The organism is Citrobacter sp. Cpo089, assembly GCF_030332695.1.
Taxonomy (GTDB): Bacteria; Pseudomonadota; Gammaproteobacteria; order Enterobacterales; family Enterobacteriaceae; genus Citrobacter; species Citrobacter portucalensis.
This window is the reverse complement of record NZ_JAOWHJ010000067.1, coordinates 102,574-124,883: the sequence shown is the minus strand read 5'-3', so window position 1 is coordinate 124,883 and position 22,310 is coordinate 102,574. Positions and strand designations below refer to the sequence as shown.

The 22,310-nt window shown below is 51.5% G+C and carries 23 protein-coding genes; 12 read left to right on the top strand and 11 right to left on the bottom strand.

Features of this window, described 5'->3' with window-relative positions; genetic code table 11:
* Positions 1 to 23: 23 nt before the first annotated feature.
* Together OGX92_RS16385 and fabI are read right to left on the bottom strand one after the other, a co-directional pair.
* Positions 24 to 1,169: a carboxymuconolactone decarboxylase family protein gene (locus OGX92_RS16385; protein WP_003833301.1), complete on the bottom strand. Its 1,146-nt coding sequence runs from the start codon at positions 1,167 to 1,169 to the stop codon at positions 24 to 26.
* Positions 1,170 to 1,382: 213 nt separating this feature from the next.
* The gene (gene fabI / locus OGX92_RS16380; protein ID WP_020996373.1) at positions 1,383 to 2,171 is read right to left on the bottom strand and encodes an enoyl-ACP reductase FabI; all 789 of its coding nucleotides are present in this window, start codon (positions 2,169 to 2,171) and stop codon (positions 1,383 to 1,385) included.
* A gap of 442 nt (positions 2,172 to 2,613) precedes the next feature.
* Between fabI and OGX92_RS16375 the strand changes: the two genes are divergently transcribed.
* Positions 2,614 to 3,306, top strand: coding sequence for an EAL domain-containing protein (locus tag OGX92_RS16375; protein ID WP_286586835.1), 693 nt, complete (start codon positions 2,614 to 2,616; stop codon positions 3,304 to 3,306).
* Positions 3,307 to 3,344: 38 nt separating this feature from the next.
* Here the strand turns inward: OGX92_RS16375 and sapF are convergent, their stop codons facing one another.
* Genes sapF through sapA form a run of 5 tightly spaced genes read right to left on the bottom strand, consistent with a single transcriptional unit; the run spans position 3,345 to position 8,627 of the window.
* Positions 3,345 to 4,151, bottom strand: coding sequence for a peptide ABC transporter ATP-binding protein SapF (sapF, locus tag OGX92_RS16370; protein WP_003020558.1), 807 nt, complete (start codon positions 4,149 to 4,151; stop codon positions 3,345 to 3,347).
* Position 4,152: 1 nt separating this feature from the next.
* On the bottom strand, positions 4,153 to 5,145 hold the full coding sequence (gene sapD, locus OGX92_RS16365) for a peptide ABC transporter ATP-binding protein SapD (RefSeq protein WP_003020556.1): 993 nt from the start codon (positions 5,143 to 5,145) through the stop codon (positions 4,153 to 4,155).
* Positions 5,145 to 6,035, bottom strand: coding sequence for a peptide ABC transporter permease SapC (sapC, locus tag OGX92_RS16360; protein ID WP_003833291.1), 891 nt, complete (start codon positions 6,033 to 6,035; stop codon positions 5,145 to 5,147). Before sapC ends, sapD begins: the two co-directional genes overlap by 1 nt.
* A complete protein-coding gene (sapB, locus tag OGX92_RS16355) occupies positions 6,022 to 6,987 on the bottom strand; it encodes a peptide ABC transporter permease SapB (protein ID WP_286586832.1) in 966 nt (321 codons plus the stop codon). The genes sapC and sapB overlap by 14 nt, the downstream gene beginning before the upstream one ends.
* Positions 6,984 to 8,627, bottom strand: a complete 1,644-nt coding sequence (sapA, locus tag OGX92_RS16350; protein ID WP_003833288.1) for an ABC transporter substrate-binding protein SapA — start codon at positions 8,625 to 8,627, stop codon at positions 6,984 to 6,986. The genes sapB and sapA overlap by 4 nt, the downstream gene beginning before the upstream one ends.
* A 533-nt stretch (positions 8,628 to 9,160) precedes the next feature.
* On the opposite strand from sapA, the gene OGX92_RS16345 reads away from it, so the two are divergent.
* Positions 9,161 to 9,613 carry an SgcJ/EcaC family oxidoreductase gene (locus OGX92_RS16345; protein ID WP_063940811.1) on the top strand — a complete coding sequence of 151 codons (453 nt, stop codon included), beginning with the start codon at positions 9,161 to 9,163 and terminating at the stop codon, positions 9,611 to 9,613.
* Positions 9,614 to 9,654: 41 nt separating this feature from the next.
* On the opposite strand, the gene OGX92_RS16340 is transcribed toward OGX92_RS16345, so the two are convergent.
* Together OGX92_RS16340 and pspF are read right to left on the bottom strand one after the other, a co-directional pair.
* Complete coding sequence (locus OGX92_RS16340; protein WP_065825699.1) at positions 9,655 to 10,299, bottom strand: quinolone resistance pentapeptide repeat protein QnrB78; 645 nt, start codon at positions 10,297 to 10,299, stop codon at positions 9,655 to 9,657.
* Between the two features lie 94 nt (positions 10,300 to 10,393).
* Positions 10,394 to 11,383 carry a phage shock protein operon transcriptional activator gene (gene pspF, locus OGX92_RS16335; RefSeq protein WP_286586830.1) on the bottom strand — a complete coding sequence of 330 codons (990 nt, stop codon included), beginning with the start codon at positions 11,381 to 11,383 and terminating at the stop codon, positions 10,394 to 10,396.
* A 155-nt stretch (positions 11,384 to 11,538) separates the two neighbouring features.
* Between pspF and pspA the strand changes: the two genes are divergently transcribed.
* From pspA to tyrR, 8 genes are all read left to right on the top strand, one after another.
* The gene (pspA, locus tag OGX92_RS16330) at positions 11,539 to 12,207 is read left to right on the top strand and encodes a phage shock protein PspA (RefSeq protein ID WP_096890255.1); all 669 of its coding nucleotides are present in this window, start codon (positions 11,539 to 11,541) and stop codon (positions 12,205 to 12,207) included.
* A 54-nt stretch (positions 12,208 to 12,261) separates the two neighbouring features.
* Positions 12,262 to 12,486 (top strand): envelope stress response membrane protein PspB, encoded by a 225-nt coding sequence (gene pspB / locus OGX92_RS16325; protein ID WP_003020509.1) that lies wholly within the window; start codon positions 12,262 to 12,264, stop codon positions 12,484 to 12,486.
* Positions 12,486 to 12,845: an envelope stress response membrane protein PspC gene (gene pspC / locus OGX92_RS16320; protein WP_286586828.1), complete on the top strand. Its 360-nt coding sequence runs from the start codon at positions 12,486 to 12,488 to the stop codon at positions 12,843 to 12,845. Before pspB ends, pspC begins: the two co-directional genes overlap by 1 nt.
* Positions 12,846 to 12,853: 8 nt before the next feature.
* Positions 12,854 to 13,084, top strand: coding sequence for a phage shock protein PspD (pspD, locus tag OGX92_RS16315; protein WP_003833267.1), 231 nt, complete (start codon positions 12,854 to 12,856; stop codon positions 13,082 to 13,084).
* Positions 13,085 to 13,530: 446 nt separating this feature from the next.
* On the top strand, positions 13,531 to 13,848 hold the full coding sequence (gene pspE / locus OGX92_RS16310) for a thiosulfate sulfurtransferase PspE (RefSeq protein WP_004201265.1): 318 nt from the start codon (positions 13,531 to 13,533) through the stop codon (positions 13,846 to 13,848).
* 142 nt (positions 13,849 to 13,990) lie between these two features.
* A complete protein-coding gene (locus OGX92_RS16305) occupies positions 13,991 to 15,388 on the top strand; it encodes a YcjX family GTP-binding protein (protein WP_286586827.1) in 1,398 nt (465 codons plus the stop codon).
* On the top strand, positions 15,385 to 16,446 hold the full coding sequence (locus OGX92_RS16300) for a YcjF family protein (RefSeq protein ID WP_032943592.1): 1,062 nt from the start codon (positions 15,385 to 15,387) through the stop codon (positions 16,444 to 16,446). Before OGX92_RS16305 ends, OGX92_RS16300 begins: the two co-directional genes overlap by 4 nt.
* Positions 16,447 to 16,593: 147 nt before the next feature.
* Positions 16,594 to 18,138, top strand: a complete 1,545-nt coding sequence (tyrR, locus tag OGX92_RS16295; protein WP_003833259.1) for a transcriptional regulator TyrR — start codon at positions 16,594 to 16,596, stop codon at positions 18,136 to 18,138.
* Between the two features lie 53 nt (positions 18,139 to 18,191).
* Here tyrR and tpx read toward each other — a convergent pair whose 3' ends face one another.
* Positions 18,192 to 18,698, bottom strand: coding sequence for a thiol peroxidase (tpx, locus tag OGX92_RS16290; protein WP_003020437.1), 507 nt, complete (start codon positions 18,696 to 18,698; stop codon positions 18,192 to 18,194).
* Positions 18,699 to 18,813: 115 nt separating this feature from the next.
* On the opposite strand from tpx, the gene ycjG reads away from it, so the two are divergent.
* Positions 18,814 to 19,779, top strand: coding sequence for an L-Ala-D/L-Glu epimerase (ycjG, locus tag OGX92_RS16285; RefSeq protein ID WP_126317911.1), 966 nt, complete (start codon positions 18,814 to 18,816; stop codon positions 19,777 to 19,779).
* On the opposite strand, the gene mpaA is transcribed toward ycjG, so the two are convergent.
* On the bottom strand, positions 19,754 to 20,482 hold the full coding sequence (gene mpaA, locus OGX92_RS16280; RefSeq protein ID WP_003833255.1) for a murein tripeptide amidase MpaA: 729 nt from the start codon (positions 20,480 to 20,482) through the stop codon (positions 19,754 to 19,756). The genes ycjG and mpaA overlap by 26 nt on opposite strands.
* 184 nt (positions 20,483 to 20,666) lie before the next feature.
* On the opposite strand from mpaA, the gene mppA reads away from it, so the two are divergent.
* Positions 20,667 to 22,280 (top strand): murein tripeptide ABC transporter substrate-binding protein MppA, encoded by a 1,614-nt coding sequence (gene mppA / locus OGX92_RS16275; protein WP_003833254.1) that lies wholly within the window; start codon positions 20,667 to 20,669, stop codon positions 22,278 to 22,280.
* The last annotated feature ends 30 nt before the right edge of the window (positions 22,281 to 22,310 follow it).

Below are 22,310 nucleotides of genomic sequence, written 5' to 3'. Positions count from 1 at the left end.
CGCTCTTTCAGTAAGTGGATCGGTTAATCAGTGTCGCCCAGCGCGATTTTCAAGCGATTCAACCATCCGCACAATCCACTCCAGGCTAGCAGGTTAATGGCCTGCTCTGAAGAGATTCCCTGATCGAACAAAGGCGTTAACAGTGCGGTGCTAAAGCGGTCGGGCGCCCGGGTCAGCCATTGTACCGCCTGTAGGGTAACGCGCTCAACCGGATGTCGTTGTTCCCAACGTTGTAATTCACGTTCATCCTGGCGAAGAACGGTAATGGCCTCGGTTAATTCATGAGCTGAATACGCATGTTCATTAAAACAGGCCACGCTGCCATTAATCCGTGAAGTCATCAGCGTCGCCAATGAAAATGCCTGTACCGGTATCCCGCTACGTTGCGTGCTGGAAATGAGCGACCCGAGTAAATCCAAAATGACGGGGGAATGTATCAGTAATGGCAGTAACGCTTGCAGTTCCTCGGGATAACGTCTGTCTACCGACTCATCATGATTAAGATGTTTTTCTATCGGGAATGGCGCAGCGTGCCAGGTTGTGTTTGTTGCATTAAATGGCGCAGCGTGAGCGAATTGTTGTATATCGAGACCCGGAATTCGGCGCACCGGATGTCCACACCAGGCCTGAAACAGGGCCACGATACGGGCCTGAAAACCGACGAATCCGATAATTTGATTCATCAGAATGCTATCGCTGGTGGTTAGCCCGACAGCATCCAGATGCTGGCGATCGCGCGCGCCTATCACGGCAGGAGAGCTGGCAAGTTGACGAGCATATTGGGTGATTTGCGCCAGTCGATGGTTACTTTCCCGCGAGGAGTCCGGCCCAGGAAGCGGTGTTAGACGCGCGGCATAGTGATTACATAATCGCTGGACGCCATATACCTGAGCGACGGTTAACGCCGTACTCATCCGTTCATAGGCGCTGAATGTGTGCATCTGACTCAGGTTTACGTGGGTCGGGAAGAGAATCTGTGCAAGTTTACGGGCAGGGATTAACCAGGATTGAAAAGGTAAAAGGGCGTCATCAGATATCGCTAGATCCAGTAAAAAGCAGTCGTCGACATGAGCGGCTTCCGGCACCAGCGGCAGAACATCTTGTGGATACATGCTGGATTGCGTCTCATGATACCAGTGGCTTTTGCCTTCAATTCGGCGTTGTTCCATGGGCGGTCCTTGGTCTAAAAAGTGGCGACCCGGACACGTCGTCATACCACTCGCCGGATCGTTTGCGCTGCAATATCCTGACGTAAGCAGAAGGGGGGATGAAAGATTGTTACGTGATAATAAATATCAGAAAAGCATATATGGGACAGGATAGAGGGGAATTAAAAACGAGCATCATGGGCGACAGCGGGCCGCCCAGAGAACAGTGGAAGATTATTTCAGTTCTAGTTCATTCATTGCAGCGATGCTGAAACCACCGTCAACGTGTACGACTTCACCAGAGATACCGGCAGAAAGATCGGAACACAGGAATGCCGCAGAGTTGCCCACATCTTCAATGGTAACAGTGCGGCGAATCGGCGTAACAGCTTCGCAATGGGCCAGCATTTTACGGAAATCTTTGATACCGGAAGCGGCGAGGGTGCGGATTGGACCTGCGGAAATTGCATTTACGCGTACGCCTTCAGGCCCCATTGCGTTAGCCATATAACGGACGTTTGCTTCCAATGAGGCTTTCGCCAGGCCCATCACGTTATAGTTAGGGATTGCACGCTCTGCGCCCAGATAGGACAACGTCAGTAGCGCAGAGCCAGGGTTTAGCATGGAACGACATGCTTTTGCCATCGCAACAAAGCTATAAGCGCTAATGTCATGCGCAATTTTAAATCCTTCGCGGGTAACTGCGTTCACATAATCGCCATCCAGTTGGTCAGCAGGTGCGAAGCCGATGGAGTGTACGAAACCGTCGAATTTCGGCCAGGCTTTGCTCAGTTCAGCAAACATGGCGTCAATGCTGGCATCTTCAGCCACATCACACTGCAAAACAATGTTGGAGCCTAATTGCGCTGCAAATTCTTCCACACGACCTTTCAGCTTGTCGTTCTGGTAGGTGAACGCCAGTTCGGCACCTTCGCGATGCATCGCCTGAGCGATTCCCCATGCGATAGACAATTTACTGGCAAGGCCTGTCACCAGAATGCGCTTACCTGATAAAAAACCCATGGCTTTAATCCTTTTGGCTAACACTTATATTATATCAATCAATGAGTTATGATTGACGCATTAAACACACTCGAAATTGACCTGAAATTATATCCCACGCTTTTTCCCGGGAGAATGGTTATCCGCCTCACGTGACCTGTCACGTCATTACATGTGAGGAGTATATCATCCCCCTCCGCTTGTGCTTCGTTCAGGCATCTAACGTCGGTGAATCAGAGAAAATACGAGGTTTCAAAGGCATTGAAATGGTATTATTTCATTGCTAGCTGATGTTAATAAACATAGCAAGGTAGGAACTTTCTTAAAACAATAAATGTGACAATATTCAGCTTGTTATGATATATTGTTTTTATCGATCAATATCGAATCATTGATCGATATTATTGATTGATTGTGATTAGAAGTGCATTATCAGGATGTTATGATCAATTGGAGTGGTCTTATGCACTATCATTTCATCGCGGAACCGATGAGAGACACAACAGATAAATTACTGGGTGTGGAGATTAACGCCCGGTTTACTTCAGATACGGTTCACCCGTTGCATCCAGATTTCATCATTTCAGCGTGGGATAGCGAACAAAAGCGTAATTTCATGCTCGAGCAAATTCGATTAATTGCCGAAAAGCGTGACTGGTTTGAGCACAACAGCCTTATTTGCACCCTGAACCTCATTGACGAAATGGCACTGCTGGCGATTGGTGATCCAGCCATCAAGTCGGCCTTACATGCTCTACCATTTATTGCACTGGAACTTTCAGAACGTTTTCTGTCGAATACCATGTGCCTGAATAATCTGCTGATTAATTCACTTCGCGACGGCCCAAACGCATTGTGGTTGGGCGATCTTGGCTCCGGCAGCGTAGGGGCCAGTCCACTGGTTTGCGGTCATTTTGACGTTGTGAAACTGGATCGCGGTATCTTCCTGGAACAGGTAGAAAAACCGATGTTCCCGGTGCTGATCAAAAATATCAGGGAATATTGCGACCGTGTTGTGGTGAAGGGAGTAGAAACAGTACGACTTATCGACGAGGCCAGTACCGCAGGTGTCTGGGCAATGCAAGGTGGTGCCCTTTACCCGTCAGTCGCGTTTACCGAAGTTGATACGCTGCTCTTACCCACATTGTGTCACTGATGGCAGAATGCCCCCCGGTTGAGGAGGGCAACCGTTTGTTAACGATCTTTTCGCCAGGCATCAGCGGTAAGCGCTTCGCCGAAATGACCTGCAATCAGGCGGCGGGTAAGCTCATGAAGAGGGGACGCCAGAACATCCGCTGTACTGCCGCGTTCTACCACTTCGCCCTGATGCATGACTAATACCTGATCGCTGATGTGCTTCATCATGCCAATATGTTGGGTCACATAGATATACGAAATCCCCTGTTTTTCCTGCAATTCCAGCATCAGATTGATGAGCTGCGAACGCATCGACATGTCCAGAGAGGCCAGGGCTTCGTCGGCGATAATGACTTTGGGGCGTAAAATGAGCGCGCGGGCAAGGCCCAGACGCTGTTTTTGCCCTGGGGCCAACATATGTGGGTAATAACTTACGTGATCGGGCAGCAATCCGACCATGCGCATGGTCTCCACGATCTGTTTACGACGCTGCTCAGGCTCGAGGTCGGTATTCAGACGTAGCGGAAAATCGAGGATCTGCGAGATACGTTGCCGAGGATTAAGCGATGTTGACGGATCCTGGAAAATCATACGGATCCGCTGACTACGAAATGAATAATCGCCATATTTTAACGGATGATCGTCAATCAGCAGCTCACCGCTGGTGGGTTCAATCATACCCGCCAACATTTTTGCCAGCGTAGATTTCCCCGAGCCGTTTTCACCAATGACGGCGAGCGTCTGACGTTCGCGCAGGGTGAAACTCAGGGGCTTAACGGCCTCAACGGTCTGGCGGCGAAATAAACCTGTCCGGTAGCGAAAGGTTTTGCTTAGATTACGAACTTCGAGCAGGGTTTCTACCATCTCACTCTCTCTCCATGTTCAGCGGGAAATGACAGGCGTAGAGATGATTCTTTGCTCCGGTCAGTCTTGGGGTTTCAATACATTCGCGTTGTGCATAAGGGCAGCGTGGCCCCAGACGACAGCCGATGGGTAATTGTTCCAGCAATGGAATAGCTCCTGGCATGGTATTCAGGCGGCTTTTGTGCGGCATTGCGCTACCAAAATCAGGAATAGCGCGAATCAACGCTTGAGTATAAGGATGATGTGGAATGGTGACCAAATCTTTACTTGGCGCGGTTTCGACCGTTTGTCCGCAGTACATCACGTTGATTTTGTCAGCCCACTGGCTGAGCATTTGCAGGTCATGGCTTATCAACAAAATGGTGGTATTGCTGTTTTGATTCAGACGGGTTAGCAGACGGAAAATTTGCGCCTGGGTGGTTGGCTCCATCGCGTTCGTTGGTTCATCGGCAATCAGCAAACGCGGCTGATTCGCTAATGCAATAGCGATCATGACCTTCTGGCATTCGCCATCGGTCAGCTCATATGGGAAGCTGCGCATGGCATCTTTATGGTCTTTTATCCCGACGCGGTGCAAGAGTTCAATCGCACGGCGTTTGCGCCAACCGATGCGCTGCCACCAGCGACCTTTGTAGGTCCATGCCGGAATATTTTGCATCAGTTGACGTCCGATACGCTCGGACGGATCGAGACATGACTGCGGCTCCTGAAAGATCATGGAGACGTTATGACCGACCAGTTTGCGTCGTTCACGCGCGGAAAGGCGTAGCAGATCGATATCATCAAAACGCATACGGTCTGCGGTTACGCGCCAGTTATCTTTAGCGACACCGCAAATGGCCTTAGCGATCAGACTCTTGCCGGATCCAGATTCGCCGACGAGCCCGCGGATTTCACCCTCATTCAATGTCATGCTGACACGATCAACAGCCTTTACCCAGTCGTCACCGGTCCTGAATTCAATGGTTAGGTTGCGGATATCCAGTAATGGCATTACTCCACCCCCGCAATAATTGCGCGGCGCACGCCGTCACCCAGTAGGTTAACCAGCAACACGCTTATCATAATTGCCGCGCCTGGCAGCATCACCGTCCAAGGTGCGACATAAATCAGCTCCAGCGCGTCGCCGAGCATGGCTCCCCATTCCGGGGACGGCAGCTGTGCGCCAAGGTCGAGAAAACCCAGCGCGGCGATATCCAGAATCGCCATCGACAGTGCGCGGGTGATTTCAGTAATAAGGCCAGCGGTGATATTGGGCAGAACGGCGAACCACAGAATATTCAGTGTAGTTGCACCGTCCAGGCGAGCGGCAATGACGTACTCTTTCTCCAGCTCGTCATGCACCATGCTGTAAACGGAGCGCACCATGCGCGGCAGCAGCGCCAGCCAGACGGCAAACATGGCGTGTGTCAGATGCGGCCCGGCAAAGGCCACCACAATAATCGCCAGCAGCAGAGAAGGGATCGACAGTAGGGTGTCCAGAATGTGGTTCAGCACCGCAGAGCGCAATCCGTGCGTCGCACCGGCAACTACGCCCAATACCAGGCCACACAGCGTGGCGGCAAGAGTAACGACAAACGCGCCGCCAACGGTCGGGGCCGCGCCGCTGAGCAGACGACTTAAAACGTCACGTCCCAGATCGTCAGTCCCGAGGAAGAATGAGACTTCGCCATAGCGCGACCATGACGGCGGTAAAAGCTGATAGCCGAGAAATTGCTGATCGATACCGTAAGGGGCAAACCAACCACCAAAAATACACAGAATAGCCAGTCCCGCACAGCCGTACAGGCCGATCATCGCAGTCGCATCACCATAGAAATTGCGCCATGCGGTGCGCAACGTACCCGGCGGGCGTTTTTCGCTATAGACGCTATCGTAAGGCATACCATTCCTTATGTTTCAGAGGGTTAGCCATAGCACCCAAAATATCAGAGATGACGTTAACGATGATAACCAGGGAACCAATCACCATCACGCCCGCTGAAATCGCCGCGTAATCCTGCTGGCGAATCGCGTTAATCAGCCAACGGCCAAGACCTGGCCAGCTAAAGACCATCTCGGTGATCATCGCCAGCGTCAGCATGGTGGAAAACTGTAAGCCCAGACGCGGGATCACCGGCGGAAGAGCGTTGTGCAGGACGTGACGACGCAGAATCGTTAATCGTGACAAACCGCGTGTGGCCGCCGCTTTGACGTAGTTCTGGTCAAAGACCTCAATGGTGCTGATACGCATCAGGCGGATGACTTCGGTGGTGGGCGCAACGGAGAGCGTCAGCACCGGGAGCACCATATGACGGATAGCGCTGACCAGCATTTCATCGCGCCAGGGCGAGTCGGAGATCCACGCATCAATAATGGCAAAACCGGTAACAGGTTTCACCTCGTAGAGAAGATCAAAACGCCCGGAAACGGGTAACCAGCCGAGGGTCAGTGAGAAGAGCAATGTTAGCAGCAGCGCCAGCCAAAAAACGGGGATAGAAAACCCCATCAGAGCCAATGCGCTGATGCAGCGGTCCTGCCATTTGTTCCGCGTGATACCGGCCAGCATACCAACGGGGATCCCAACCATTAGTGCAAAACCAAAGGCAAGAATGCACAGTTCCATTGTGGCCGGGAACACCTCTTTCAGCTGCTCTGAGATCAACTGACCGTTAATACTGGATACGCCGAAATCCCAGTGAATGAGACCATTGAACCAGAATACCCAGGCGTTCCTCAGCGATGCACCCTGTAACGGCGCATGAGGCGTAAAGTAGCTCAGACTGAAGCCAATAAAGGTCAGGAAGAACAGGGTTACCAGTAGCAATAAAAATCGACGCAAGGTGAAGATAATCATGGTTTTTTCACCTCATCTTTCTTTTCCCTGGACACGCCGGCAAAAGAGGCATTACCGAATGGACTGAGCACCAATCCTTTGATGTCGTAGCGATAAGCCTGTAGACGCAGTGAAGAGGCCAACGGCAGAATAGGTAACTCTTGTGCAAGAATATTTTGCGCTTCGTCATAGGCATCTATTCGCGATGAAAGCTGCTGCGAAGAGAGGGCCTTGCGCAGAATGCTGTCAAACTGCGGATTACACCAGTGGGCAAAGTTGGTCTGCGAATTGATGGCGGCACAGCTGAGCAACGGCCGGAAAAAACTGTCAGGATCGTTACTGTCCGTCGCCCAGCCGGATAACGTCAGATCATGGTTCATATCCATTAATCTCGCCTCCTGAAAACGACCTTCTACCGGGATGATCTTCACTTTCACACCCACCTGAGCCATATCTGCCTGAATCAACTCGGCGGTTTTCAGCGGACTGGGGTTCCAGGCCTGAGAGCTGGTAGGGACCCAAAGTTGTAATGTCAGATTCTCCAGCCCCAGCGCTTTTAGCTGCTCGCGCGATTTTGCCGGGTTGTATTCTGTAATTTTAGCTTCGTTATCATAAGCCCACGAGGCGCGAGGCAAAATAGATGCCGCGGTTTCTGCCGTCCCGTAGTAGATAGACTGCATTAAGCGCTGGTTGTTAATGGCCAGCGCCAGCGCATGCCGCACGGCAGGGTTATTCAACGGCGGTTTATTGGTGTTGAACGCCAGATAGGCAATGTTCATCCCCGGGCGCAGCGTCAGGCGCAGGCGAGGGTCATCACGCAATATGCTGAGCTGGCTGGCGGCAGGCCAGGCCAGGACGTCGCACTCGCCAGTGAGTAATTTCGATAAGCGTCCGGTTCCACCAGAGCCGAGATCCACTACGACCTGCGGCATCAGGGGGGTACCACGCCAGAATTTTTCATGTCGCTGCAACCGAATATATTGGCCGGCACGATTCTCCGAAAGCTGGTACGGGCCTGTGCCGACGGGTTGTCTGTCGAGCAACTCCTGGCGATCCTGTTTTGCCAGATTAGCGGCATATTCGGCCGACATTACGGAGGCATAGTGTGTGGCAAGGTGCCACATAAAGGAGGCATCCGGTTGCGTTAAGCGGAATTCAACGGTGTTGTTGTCCAGTTTGCGCACGCTTTGGACGTTATCGGCAAACTGCAGGCTGTCGAAGTAGGGGAAACTGCTACCGTTCACATTGTGCCACGGATGGTGGCGATCAAAGATGCGCTCGAAGGTAAACACCACATCGTCCGCATTTAGTTTGCGGGTGGGGGTGAACCAGGCAGTCTTCTGAAACTGAACGTCACGACGCAGATGGAAACGGTAGGTTGCGCCGTTATCCAGCACTTCCCAGCTTTCAGCCAGCTCAGGCACCAGCCGATAGGTGTAGGGATCTACATCAAGCAGTCGGTCATACAATTGGGCCGCTAACGTGTCGACGATGAGACCGCTGCTCGTTTTTTGTGGGTTGAACGTATTGACCTGCCCGCTGACGCAATAGACAAACCCGCTGTCACGGATATCAGCGTGCGGAGCTTGCTCAGGCGCAGCAGCAGCCTGACCACTCAGAAATCCAGCCATCACGATCAGAGATGATAAAACCAGGCGCATAATTTTAATGGATTATATAAAGAGGCTATCTTACTAATACTTAATGACATTTGCCATTACCGTTTGTTTTTGGGAGTAACAGGCTCGATAAGCGCGAGTTCAACACCGCGACATGGTCAAAATTCATACCTGCTATCTACTTTGAATCTACTCTGTTAACTATCTTAGCATTTTCATGGCCCATCTGACTTGCTATAAACGTGGGGGCGTCCTGTCGTTGTTTACTGATTGATATCAGTGTGTACTCGGAAGATGGAGTATGGCATCGATAACGAAGTGTGGAGCGAGCATTTAGAGTGTCACTATCAATGCTGAACTATAATCATTCAGGAAGTAGTACACGTTATGTGAGTTGTAATAGCTAAAGTATCTATAATTATTTCAATATGTTAATTCCATTTTTTCTTCATGGCATCTTAATCTTCTCACCCATTTATGGTGATGATTTCCATTGGTTATTAAATGCATTTTGGCTTTGATCCTGGTTATGAACGGTTTTCTGTTGCCATATAACCTCTAATGGAATGAATTGTATGAATAAATTACTGAGCCTTGTTGTTTCACTTGCCCTATTGCCTGGAGCCGTTTTTGCTGCGTCGACTCCAGACTGTGTGAAGGTGAATAAAGCGCAAATCGAAGCGCTATTTGATAAGTGGAACGAGTCATTGAAAACAGGTAACGCGCAGACGGTATCTGAAAATTATCTTAGCGATGCGGTATTGCTGCCTACTGTATCCAATAAAGCGCGTTTAACGGACGCTGAGCGTGTTGATTATTTCGAGCATTTTCTTGCGAAAAAGCCGACCGGGAAAATTGACATGCGTACCATTCGCCTGGGGTGTAATAAGGCGATAGACACCGGTACCTACACATTTACCTTCGCGGACAAATCAACGGTTTCAGCCCGCTACACATTCACTTATACATGGGACGGTAAAGAGTGGAAAATTTCCACACACCACTCTTCAGCGATGCCTGAGGGGTAAAAAGCAGTGCAGGGGGCGGAATATTCACCGCTCCCTGAAGACTAGCCAATAATCGCGATGCCAAGACGTTCCATGAGCAACGATGCCTGGTAGTTGTCCAACTTAACGCCTTGTAAATCAACGCTCCGAATATCTAAGTCACCCAACTCCGAATTGGTCAGATCGCAATGTGTGAAGTTTGCTGCTCGCCAGTCGAAAGTCGAAAACTCGCCGCCGGAGAGATCTGAACCACTGAACGTCGCGCCCAGTACCTGGGCACCCATCCAACGGTTTTCCCACAGCTCACACTTTTCCAGCACGACTTTCGAAAAATTGGCGTAGCTTAGATTTGTGTTAGTGATATATGCGCTGCAAAACCAGGTACGTGTAGTGATCATATTCATAAAGCTTGCGCCGCGGAAATCTGCGCCTTGTGCGCGGCAGTGGCGAATTTCAATGCCCAGCGCACTGGCATTGCGAAAATCCGCCATGGATAAATCACAGCTTTTAAAAATGGCATCTTTCAGCATTGCACGACTAAAATTGCACCCTTTCTGGCTTTCACGATCATAGAACTGACAGCCGATAAATTCAGTACCACTTAGGTCGGCACCTGAAAAATCACAGTTAAAAAATGTACTATTTTCAATTTTCTCACCGGTGAAACGGTTTCTGTCAATTTTTTCGCCAACGAGTGCCAGAGCCATATTTGTACCTGTTTTTTTATACAGTAATGGCGTCATGGTAAACCCTGATGAGGTTATGCGTCAAATCCGCCAATATGACATCTGCAAATGTGCTTTAAATCTGGTGTTTTTTCAGCAAAGCGCGAAGCTGATGGTAAGTCAGACCCAGTAATTCAGCGGCTTTTTTCTGGTTAAATTTTGCCTGCTGTAAGCTGGTTTGTAGAAAGTCTTTCTCTTGCTGCTGCTGGAATTCACGCAGATCCAGCGGTAACCCTACAGACATCGGTTTAGTTTCCGGCGCCTGCGGCTGCGTAGTGTGGCGGCGGAAGGGGTCAATGATTATCTCATCCAGCGGGTAATCACTGGTTCCATGCCGGTAAACGGATCGCTCCACGACGTTTTTCAGTTCACGAATATTGCCCGGCCAACGGTAGTGGAGAAGCGTTTCTCTGGCCTCGGCACTAAAACCCGGAAACAGAGGTAACCCGATCTCGCGGCACATCTGAATGGCAAAATGTTCGGCCATTAACATAATGTCACTTTGACGCTCGCGTAACGGTGGGAGTTGCACCACGTCAAAGGCCAGGCGATCCAGCAGGTCCGCGCGGAAAGTGCCTTCGCTAACCATGCGAGGTAAGTCGGCATTGGTTGCACAAACAAGTCGTACGTTAACCTGTAATGGTTGGCTACCACCTACGCGCTCAAGCTCGCCATATTCGATAACGCGCAGTAATTTTTCCTGTACCAACATCGGGGCGGTTGCCAGTTCATCGAGAAACAGCGTACCGCCGTCGGCGCGTTCGAAACGTCCCGGATGGCGTTTTTGCGCGCCGGTAAAGGCGCCCGCTTCGTGACCAAACAGTTCGGAATCAAGCAAATTTTCGTTTAGCGCCGCGCAGTTAAGCGAAATAAACGGGCCTTGCCAGCGGGTGGAGAGGTAGTGCAGGCGGTTGGCAATAAGTTCTTTCCCGGTCCCGCGCTCACCTATAACCAGTACAGGTTTATCCAGCGGTGCCAGATGAGAAACCTGCTCCAGCACTTCAATAAAGCTGTCCGCTTCACCCAGAAGATTATCTTTGTATCCAGCCATGATGAAATTCACCATTTGTTAGTGTTATTCACCAATTTACGCTAATTAGCCTGGCAGGTAAAATTATATAATTACAATAAAATCAATCATATAAAAAGTTGGCACGCCAAGTGCATTATGGAAACAGCAGGGCATAGCCCGATATCAGAACAGTAAGTGAGGATTACATTATGGGTATTTTTTCTCGTTTTGCCGACATCGTGAACGCCAACATTAATGCGTTGCTGGAAAAGGCTGAAGATCCGCAGAAACTGGTGCGGTTAATGATCCAGGAAATGGAAGACACGCTGGTTGAGGTACGTTCTAACTCAGCGCGTGCGCTGGCAGAAAAGAAACAATTATCTCGCCGTATCGAACAGGCCAGTGCCCAACAGGCAGAGTGGCAGGAAAAAGCAGAACTTGCGCTGCGTAAAGAGAAAGAAGATTTGGCGCGTTCTGCGTTAATTGAAAAGCAGAAACTGACCGATTTAATTGCCTCTCTGGATCATGAGGTGACGCTGGTTGACGATACGCTGGCGCGTATGAAAAAAGAGATCGGTGAGCTGGAAAATAAACTCAGTGAAACCCGTGCTCGTCAGCAGGCGTTGATGCTGCGTCATCAGGCAGCGAGTTCTTCGCGTGATGTTCGTCGTCAACTGGACAGCGGTAAACTCGATGAAGCGATGGCGCGCTTTGAATCTTTCGAGCGTCGTATCGATCAGATGGAAGCCGAGGCTGAAAGCCATAACTTCGGTAAACAGAAGTCTCTGGATCAGCAATTTGCTGACCTGAAAGCAGATGATGAAATCAGCGAGCAGCTGGCGCAACTTAAAGCCAAAATGCAGCAAGACAAGCAATAATAACATCTGGCGGCGCCCGAACGCGCCGCCGCTCATCACCTGTAAGGAGTACTCATGAGCGCGCTATTTCTGGCCATCCCGTTAACCATCTTTGTGTTGTTCGTTTTACCGATTTGGCTCTGGCTGCATTACAGCAACCGTTCCAGCCGTGGCGAACTGTCGCAAAGTGAACAGCAACGTCTGGTCGAACTCAACGATGACGCACAGCGGATGCGCGAGCGCATTCAGGCGCTGGAAGACATCCTTGATGCTGAACACCCAAACTGGAGGGACCGCTAATGGGAGGCGTTAACCTGAACAAAAAACTGTGGCGTATTCCGCAGCAGGGCATGGTAAAGGGGGGTTGCGCTGGGATTGCGCATTATCTCGATGTGCCTGTGAAGCTGGTACGGATCCTGGTGGTGTTGTCAGTCTTTTTTGGCCTGGCCTTTTTCACCTTCGTCGCTTACATCGTGCTGACCTTTGTGTTGGATCCGATGCCGGACAATGTGGTTTCCGGCGAGCAGCAGCCATCAAGCGGTGAGCTGTTGGATGCCGTCGATCGCGAGCTGGCGGCTAGTGAAAAGCGTTTACGTGAAATGGAGCGTTATGTGACGTCCGATACTTTTTCCTTACGTAGTCGCTTCCGTCAATTGTGAGGATAGAAATGAACAATCGCTGGCAACGTGCCGGGCAAAGGGTTAAGCCGGGCTTTAAAATAGCAGGTAAGCTGGTGCTTCTGACCGCACTGCGCTACGGCCCGGCGGGTGTAGCAGGGTGGGCGGTGAAGTCCGTCGCCAGACGCCCGCTAAAAATGCTGCTGGCGTTGGTTCTGGAACCGGTGTTGAGTCGGGCTGCGGCAAAATTGTCGAAACGTTATTCAGGTAATCAACCCTGATATTTGAATCAGCAAAAGCAAGCAACAATTAATCAACATTCCCTCAGTTAATTTGCGGCAGCTCACAAATATAATTTTGGGGCTGTCAAAATTCTTTTGGGTCGTTACCACGGGTATTGAAGGTGAACTAAAAAATCTATTTCGCAGGGCATTAATACCCAGGTTTTATATCAGGAAGTCGGTCAGCAATATTTGTGTTCCTATAGTGATATTCTGTAATCCTTTCTCACCTGCAATCAGATTAAATAATAAATTACAGATTGGCTCACCTAATTGTTGGGAAGGAACGTCAAATGCGGGTAGAAAAATCAACAGGCTAACTGCAGCATGGGTAACCTGAGTGACAATCGTCCGCGCCTGCAGACGGTGATAATGCGGTCGCAATATTTTCTTAAGAACTGGCGTATAGTGTAGAGGTAAATCCAACTATCAGTCAGGAAGATATTATGTTGAAAAAAGGTGTATTAGCGTTGGCTCTGGTCATCGGCATGCCGGTTTATGCTGCGGAACATTGGATCGATGTTCGCATTCCTGAACAGTATCAACAGCAGCATATTCAGGGGGCCGTCAATATTCCGTTAAAAGAGATGAAGGCACGTATTGCAGCTGAAGTTCCTGATAAGAACGACACTGTGAAGCTGTACTGCAACTCCGGGCGTCAATCGGGACAAGCGAAGGATATGTTGACTGAAATGGGCTATACGCAGGTGACGAATGAAGGTGGCATCAACCAGATCTCGCTTCCTAAAGTAGAGAATAAATAAGCCGTACGCAGTTCTTCTGCTCTTGGCGGTAAGAATAATGCCGCCAGGAACCGCCCAGGTAGTTGATAAGTAAGAATTGACCCCTATCTTTACTTCCTGTTTGTTATAATTTCTTCGGTTCCTTCAGCAAAACGGGATGGCGATGAAGCGACTTAAAAATGAACTCAATTCGCTGGTTAATCGCGGGGTAGACCGGCATTTACGCCTGGCTGTTACCGGACTTAGCCGCAGCGGTAAGACGGCGTTTATCACCGCGATGGTAAATCAGTTACTCAATATTCATGCCGGTGCACGTCTGCCGTTGCTCAGCTGCGTGCGCGAAGAGCGTTTGCTCGGCGTGAAACGGGTTCCTCAACGCGATTTTGGCATTCCGCGCTTTACCTATAATGAGGGACTGGCTCAGCTGTACGGCTCTCCGCCGACCTGGCCGACCCCTACGCGCGGCGTGAGTGAAATACGTCTGGCGCTACGCTATAAATCCAATGACTCTTTACTGCGCCACTTTAAAGACACCTCCACGCTGTACCTGGAGATCGTCGATTATCCGGGGGAGTGGCTGCTCGATTTACCGATGCTTGCCCAGGATTATCTGAGCTGGTCGCGGCAAATGACCGGATTATTGCAGGGGCTGCGGGGCGAATGGTCGGCAAAATGGCGGCAGTTATGCCAGGGGCTGGATCCGTTGGCGCCTGCTGATGAAAACCGTCTGGCGGAAATTGCTGCCGCCTGGACGGAGTATCTGCATCAGTGTAAACAGCAGGGCCTACATTTTATTCAACCGGGCCGTTTTGTCCTGCCCGGGGATATGGCGGGCGCGCCTGCGCTGCAATTCTTCCCGTGGCCGGATGTCGATGCCTGGGGGGAATCAAAGCTGGCGCAGGCTGACAAACACACCAACGCGGGCATGTTGCGCGAAAGATTCAATTATTACTGCGAAAAGGTCGTCAAAGGGTTTTATAAGAATCACTTCCTGCGCTTTGACCGCCAGATTGTGCTGGTCGATTGCCTGCAGCCGCTCAACAGCGGGCCACAGGCGTTCAACGACATGCGCCTGGCGCTTACTCAGTTGATGCAAAGCTTCCATTATGGGCAGCGTACGCTGTTTCGTCGGCTATTTTCTCCAGTGATCGACAAGCTGCTGTTTGCCGCCACCAAAGCCGACCACGTCACGGTGGATCAGCACGCCAATATGGTGTCGTTATTGCAGCAGCTGATCCAGGACGCATGGCAAAACGCTGCGTTCGAAGGTATCAGCATGGATTGTCTGGGGCTGGCATCTGTGCAGGCAACCACCAGCGGCTTGATCGATGTGAAAGGTGAAAAGATCCCGGCGTTGCGTGGTAATCGTCTGAGCGATGGCGAACCGCTGACAGTCTATCCGGGGGAAGTGCCCGCGCGTTTACCTGGGCAGGCATTTTGGGACAGCCAGGGCTTTCAGTTTGAGGCGTTTCGCCCGCAGGTTATGGATGTCGATAAACCCTTACCACATATCCGCCTCGATGCCGCGCTGGAGTTTTTAATAGGAGATAAATTGCGATGAGCGAGCCGTTAAAACCGCGTATCGATTTCTCAGGTCCGCTGGACGTGGAACAAAACACGGCGTTTAAAGCACAACAAATGTTCAACGAAACGGAGGCGCAGACTTTTTCTCCGGCGAAAGTGGATGAACCCCTGGAAGACGAAGGTCAGGCGGAGGCCGTCATTGATGCGGCCTTACGCCCCAAACGCAGTCTGTGGCGCAAGATGGTGATGGGCGGGCTGGCGCTGTTTGGCGTGAGCGTTGTTGCTCAGGGTGTGCAGTGGACCATGAACGCCTGGCAGACTCAGGACTGGGTCGCGCTGGGAGGATGTGCCGCAGGCGCATTGATTATCGGCGCAGGTGTCGGATCGGTGGCGACCGAGTGGCGCAGATTGTGGCGATTGCGTCAGCGCGCGCACGAACGTGATGAAGCGCGAGACTTGCTCCACAGCCATGGAACCGGAAAAGGTCGTGCATTTTGTGAAAAACTGGCGCAGCAGGCGGGTATCGATCAGTCGCATCCAGCATTGCAGCGTTGGTATGCCTCAATTCATGAAACGCAGAACGATCGCGAGGTGGTCAGTCTGTATGCCCATCTTGTGCAGCCGGTACTGGATGCGCAAGCCCGGCGTGAGATTAGCCGTTCTGCGGCAGAGTCCACGCTGATGATTGCCGTCAGCCCATTGGCGCTGGTGGATATGGCGTTTATCGCCTGGCGAAATCTACGGCTGATTAATCGCATTGCATCGCTGTATGGCATTGAACTTGGTTATTACAGCCGTCTGCGTCTGTTCCGCCTGGTGCTGCTGAATATCGCTTTTGCCGGGGCCAGTGAGCTGGTGCGGGAAGTAGGGATGGACTGGATGTCGCAGGATTTAGCCGCCCGCTTATCAACGCGTGCCGCACAGGGCATTGGCGCGGGGTTGTTAACGGCGCGTCTGGGCATTAAAGCTATGGAACTTTGCCGACCGCTGCCGTGGATCGATGATGATAAGCCACGACTGGGCGATTTTCGCCGTCAACTGATTGGTCAGGTGAAAGAGACCTTACAAAAAAACAAATCTCCGCGCGAAAGTTAGCTAAAAAACAGGCGCCGATCGTATAACTTTACGCCCCGGCGCCCAATTTTCCAGCGCGCTGTCAATATTTGTTGACAGAGTTCTTCCTGCGAACCAAATACTGTCTTATCATTTACTACATAATCCCTTGTCCTGATGAAGGTTCCTATGCGTTTGGAAGTCTTTTGTGAAGACCGTCTTGGTCTGACCCGCGAATTGCTCGATTTACTGGTGCTGAGAAGCATTGATTTACGCGGCATCGAAATTGACCCCATCGGGCGGATTTACCTTAATTTTGCGGAGCTGGAGTTCACCAACTTCAGCAGCCTGATGGCTGAAATTCGCCGTATTTCAGGGGTTACGGATGTGCGTACCGTGCCATGGATGCCTTCCGAACGTGAACATCTGGCACTAAGTGCGCTGCTTGAAGCGTTGCCAGAGCCGGTCCTTTCTCTTGATATGAAAAGCAAAGTTGAGATGGCGAACCCTGCGAGCTGTCAACTTTTTGCGCACACCCAGGAGCGGATGCGCAACCATACCGCAGCCCAGTTAATCAATGGGTTTAACTTCCAGCGCTGGCTGGAAAGCAATCCGCAGGATTCCCATAGCGAACATGTCGTGATTAACGGGCAGAATTTCCTGATGGAAATTACGCCCGTCCATTTGCAGGGTGAAAATCAGGAGCAGATGTTGACCGGCGCGGTGGTGATGTTGCGCTCCACCATCCGAATGGGACGTCAGCTGCAAAATATGACAACGCAGGATCTCAGTGCGTTTAGCCAGATTATTGCCGTCAGCACCAAAATGAAACACGTCGTAGAGCAAGCGCGCAAGCTGGCGACGCTGAGCGCGCCGCTACTGATTACTGGTAATACCGGCACCGGCAAAGATCTCTTTGCTCATGCCTGCCATCTGGCAAGCCCGCGTGCGTCGAAACCGTATCTGGCGCTGAACTGTGCGTCAATCCCTGAAGATGCGGTTGAAAGCGAGCTGTTTGGCCATGCGCCGGAAGGTAAAAAAGGGTTCTTTGAGCAGGCGAATGGCGGTTCGGTTCTGTTAGATGAAATTGGCGAAATGTCGCCGCGTATGCAGACCAAATTGCTGCGTTTTCTCAATGACGGTACGTTCCGTCGCGTGGGAGAAGATCACGAAGTTCATGTTGATGTCCGTGTGATTTGCGCCACGCAAAAGAACCTTGTGGAGCTGGTGCAGAAAGGACTTTTCCGTGAAGACCTCTATTATCGTCTGAATGTACTGACGTTAAACCTGCCGCCGCTGCGCGATTGCCCACAAGATATTATGCCGCTCACCGAACTGTTCGTGGCGCGTTTTGCCGATGAGCAGGGCGTGCCGCGTCCGAAGCTGTCCGCCGATCTCAGCACGGTGTTAACCCGTTACGGTTGGCCGGGCAACGTGCGTCAGCTTAAAAATGCTATCTACCGGGCGCTGACCCAGCTTGAAGGCTATGAACTGCGGCCACAGGATATTTTGCTGCCGGATTATGATGCGGCAACGGTTGCGGTCGGAGAAGAGGTAATGGAAGGGTCGCTGGATGAAATTACCAGCCGCTTTGAACGCTCCGTGCTGACGCAGCTGTATATGAATTATCCCAGCACGCGCAAGCTGGCCAAACGCCTCGGCGTTTCGCATACCGCGATTGCCAATAAATTGCGCGAGTACGGCCTGAGCCAACAGAAAAAAAGCGAAGAGTAATGCCGTAAATGAAAATGCCTCCATGTGGAGGCATTTTTGTATGCAAACGCAGCTTACGCTTTCAGTACGTCCAGCGCCGCTGTGTAGTCTGGTTCGTTGGTGATTTCATTGACCAGTTGGCTGAAGACGACGTTGTCATTTTCATCGATAACAACTACGGCACGTGCGGCCAGACCTTTCAGCGGGCCTTCAGCGATTTCAACACCGTAGTTTTTCAGGAATTCTGCGTTGCGCAGGGTGGACAGCGTGATAACGTTGCTCAGACCTTCCGCGCCGCAAAAACGAGAGTGGGCGAATGGCAGGTCGGCCGAAATACACAGTACGACGGTATTGTCGATTTCTGTCGCCAGTTGGTTAAACTTACGTACCGATGCCGCGCAAACGCCAGTATCGATGCTTGGGAAAATATTCAGCACTTTGCGCTTGCCTGCAAACTGGCCCAGCGTAACGTCAGACAGGTCTTTAGCCACAAGGGTAAAAGCCTGAGCTTTGCTTCCAGCCTGAGGAATGGAGCCGGCAACTGCAACCGGGTTGCCCTGGAAATGAACGGTTTGTGACATGGTTATCTTCCTGTTTACATATAGTTAACGTCGAGGCTAGTTTATGCCATCAACAGTTAACACGGCAAACGCTATTTGCGGATATCCGCTTCAGGGACTGCATTAAGGAAAACAAATGAGAACAGTTAAGGTATATGAGGAAGCCTGGCCGCTGCACACTCCCTTTGTCATCGCCCGTGGGAGCAGGACCGAAGCGCATGTGGTTGTCGTCGAATTGACAGAAAATGGCGTCACAGGTATTGGCGAGTGCACACCGTACCCGCGCTACGGTGAAAGCGATGCCTCTGTCCTGGCGCAAATTATGAGCATTGCGCCACAACTGGAAAACGGACTAACGCGTGAAGAGCTGCAAAAGCTGCTGCCAGCAGGGGCTGCGCGAAATGCCGTAGATTGTGCGTTGTGGGATCTGAGTGCGCGTCAACAGCAGACGTCGCTGGCAGAATTGGTGGGAAGTGAACTGGCGGAAGTGGTGACGACGGCGCAAACCGTGGTGATTGGCTCGCCGGAACAAATGGCCGCGAGCGCGGCTGCGCTGTGGGGAAATGGTGCGAGACTGCTGAAAGTTAAACTGGATGCTCGCTTGATTAGTGAGCGGATGGTTGCCATTCGTGCGGCTGTTCCTGACGCCACGATTATTGTCGACGCCAACGAATCCTGGCGGGCAGAAGGCCTTGCGGCACGCTGTCAGCTGTTGGCTGATTTAGGGGTGGCGATGCTGGAGCAGCCGCTGCCGGCTCAGGATGATGCCGCGCTGGAGAATTTTGTGCATCCGCTGCCCATCTGCGCAGATGAAAGTTGCCACACTCGCAGTAGCCTGAAAGCGCTGCACGGACGCTATGAAATGGTCAATATCAAACTGGACAAAACAGGCGGTCTGACGGAAGCACTGGCGCTGGCAACGGAAGCCCGCGAGCAGGGATTTGCGCTGATGCTGGGCTGCATGCTGTGTACCTCCCGGGCGATCGGTGCGGCGTTGCCGCTTACGCCGCAGGTTAACTTTGCCGATCTTGATGGCCCGACCTGGCTGGCCAGCGATGCGGAGCCAGCCCTGCATTTTACGACCGGGCAGCTCCATCTCTAGGGTGCCAGCGCAGCAGATTGGACATGGCCAGCAGGTATTTTTCGCTCGCTTCATCCGATGAAATGGGCGGAAATTCGGCGGTTATGCAGTGTAAATTCAGATCTGCGCACCAGCTCCCAAAAGAGCCGGGCGTTTCATAACCTACGCTGGTGACCAGAGGCAATTCAAACGACTGTGCCAGCCACGAGCCCAGCTCGCTGCTTCTGGGATCTTCAATACAGGCCAGTGGATCGTGGAAAGAGACTACCCAGGCGGGATGAATTCGGTGAATAAGCTGACACAACGCCTGGGTTTCTGGTTCCGAACCCGGACTTTCGCCGGTCAACAACACCACATCACGCTCTTCTGCACTACTGTTCCAGCGATACACCGTTTCGCCCGCTCTCCAGTTTGCGGCGGGAAAATTACGGTTCAGATCGACGCCGTTCGCATTTGCGCGCAGCCCAAGCTGGCAACCGTCAGGGTTTACGGCCAGCACCACATGGTGGCGACGCAGGGAAGGGTTAAGCGTACGCAATGCGCAGGAAAGGGTAACGACCGAGGAGTTTTCGTCGCCGTGCGTTCCCGCCAGTATCAGGCCGCTTTCACGATCGGCTGCCAGTGCAGGAAACCAGATTAGCGGTGCGCCTAACAAGGAGCGTCCGTAATGTTCGGTTCCAGGTGGGAATGCGCCGCGCTCGGCACGGGGACGGGTAACGGTCATAGTCATCTCTGAATGCTTGGATTGTTACTCGCAGTGTTGTGCAAAATGTATGGATAATCAAATCGTTTTCACACACTTATCTTTTCAGGTGTAATATCACTTTCTTGTCGGAAGTTAATTGCATTTCCTGCTGGCGATACAAATAATTACACATTCACTTAGTAGCCGGAATTGAGGGTACCTTATGCAGCATTCTGTTTCAGTAACCTGTTGTGCGTTGTTGGTTAGCAGCATTTCTTTATCCTGGGCTGCTGATGTTCCCAGCGGAACGGTACTGGCAGAGAAACAAGAACTGGTGCGTCATATAAAAGACGAACCGGCGTCGCTTGATCCGGCAAAAGCCGTTGGGCTGCCTGAAATACAGGTGATTCGTGATCTATTTGAAGGGCTGGTCAACCAGAATGAGAAGGGTGAGATCGTGCCTGGCGTCGCTACCCAGTGGAAGAGTAACGATAACCGCATCTGGACGTTTACGCTGCGCGACAATGCGCGATGGGCGGATGGTACGCCAGTAACGGCGCAGGATTTTGTCTATAGCTGGCAGCGTCTGGTTGATCCAAAAACGCTGTCGCCGTTTGCCTGGTTTGCTGCGCTGGCGGGTATTAATAATGCTCAGGCTATTATCGATGGCAAAGCCACACCCGATAAACTTGGCGTTAGTGCTGTCGATGCACGGACCTTGAAAGTTCAACTGGATAAACCGCTGCCCTGGTTTGCCAATCTGACGGCGAGTTTTGCATTCTATCCGGTACAAAAAGCCAACGTTGAGAGCGGCAAAGAGTGGACCAAACCAGGCAATCTGATTGGTAACGGCGCCTATGTGCTCAAAGATCGCGTCGTAAACGAAAAACTGGAAGTGGTGCCGAACACGCATTATTGGGACAACGCCAAAACAGTGCTGCAAAAAGTCACCTTCCTGCCGATCAACCAGGAATCAGCTGCGACCAAGCGCTATCTTGCTGGTGATATTGATATTACCGAGTCCTTCCCGAAAAATATGTACCAGAAACTGTTGAAGGATATCCCGGGTCAGGTTTACACCCCGCCGCAGCTTGGTACTTATTATTATGCCTTCAATACCCAGAAGGGACCGACTGCCGACTCACGCGTGCGCCTGGCGCTCAGCATGACTATCGATCGTCGTCTGATGGCGGAGAAAGTTTTGGGTACCGGTGAGAAACCAGCATGGCATTTTACGCCGGATGTAACGGCAGGATTTGTGCCGGAACCTTCACCGTTTGAGCAAATGAGTCAGGAAGAGCTGAACGCGCAGGCGAAAACGCTGCTGCGCGCGGCGGGCTATGGCCCGCAGAAACCGCTTAAACTGACGCTGCTGTACAACACCTCAGAAAATCATCAGAAGATTGCTATCGCAGTGGCTTCTATGTGGAAGAAGAACCTCGGTGTTGACGTAAAACTGCAGAACCAGGAATGGAAAACGTATATCGACAGCCGTAATACCGGTAATTTTGATGTGATCCGCGCCTCATGGGTGGGTGACTACAATGAGCCTTCTACGTTCTTGTCGCTATTAACATCGACTCATACGGGCAATATCTCCCGCTTTAATGATCCGGCGTACGACAAAGTGTTGACCCAGGCAACTCTGGAGAATACAGAGAAAGCGCGCAATGCCGATTATAACGCCGCGGAGAAAATTCTGATGGAACAGGCACCTATTGCGCCGATTTATCAGTATACCAACGGGCGTTTAATTAAACCGTGGCTGAAAGGGTATCCGATTACTAACCCTGAAGATGTGGCCTATAGCCGCACAATGTATATCGTTAAGCACTAACAGAGATAATGGCTGGTGTGATTTTGCATC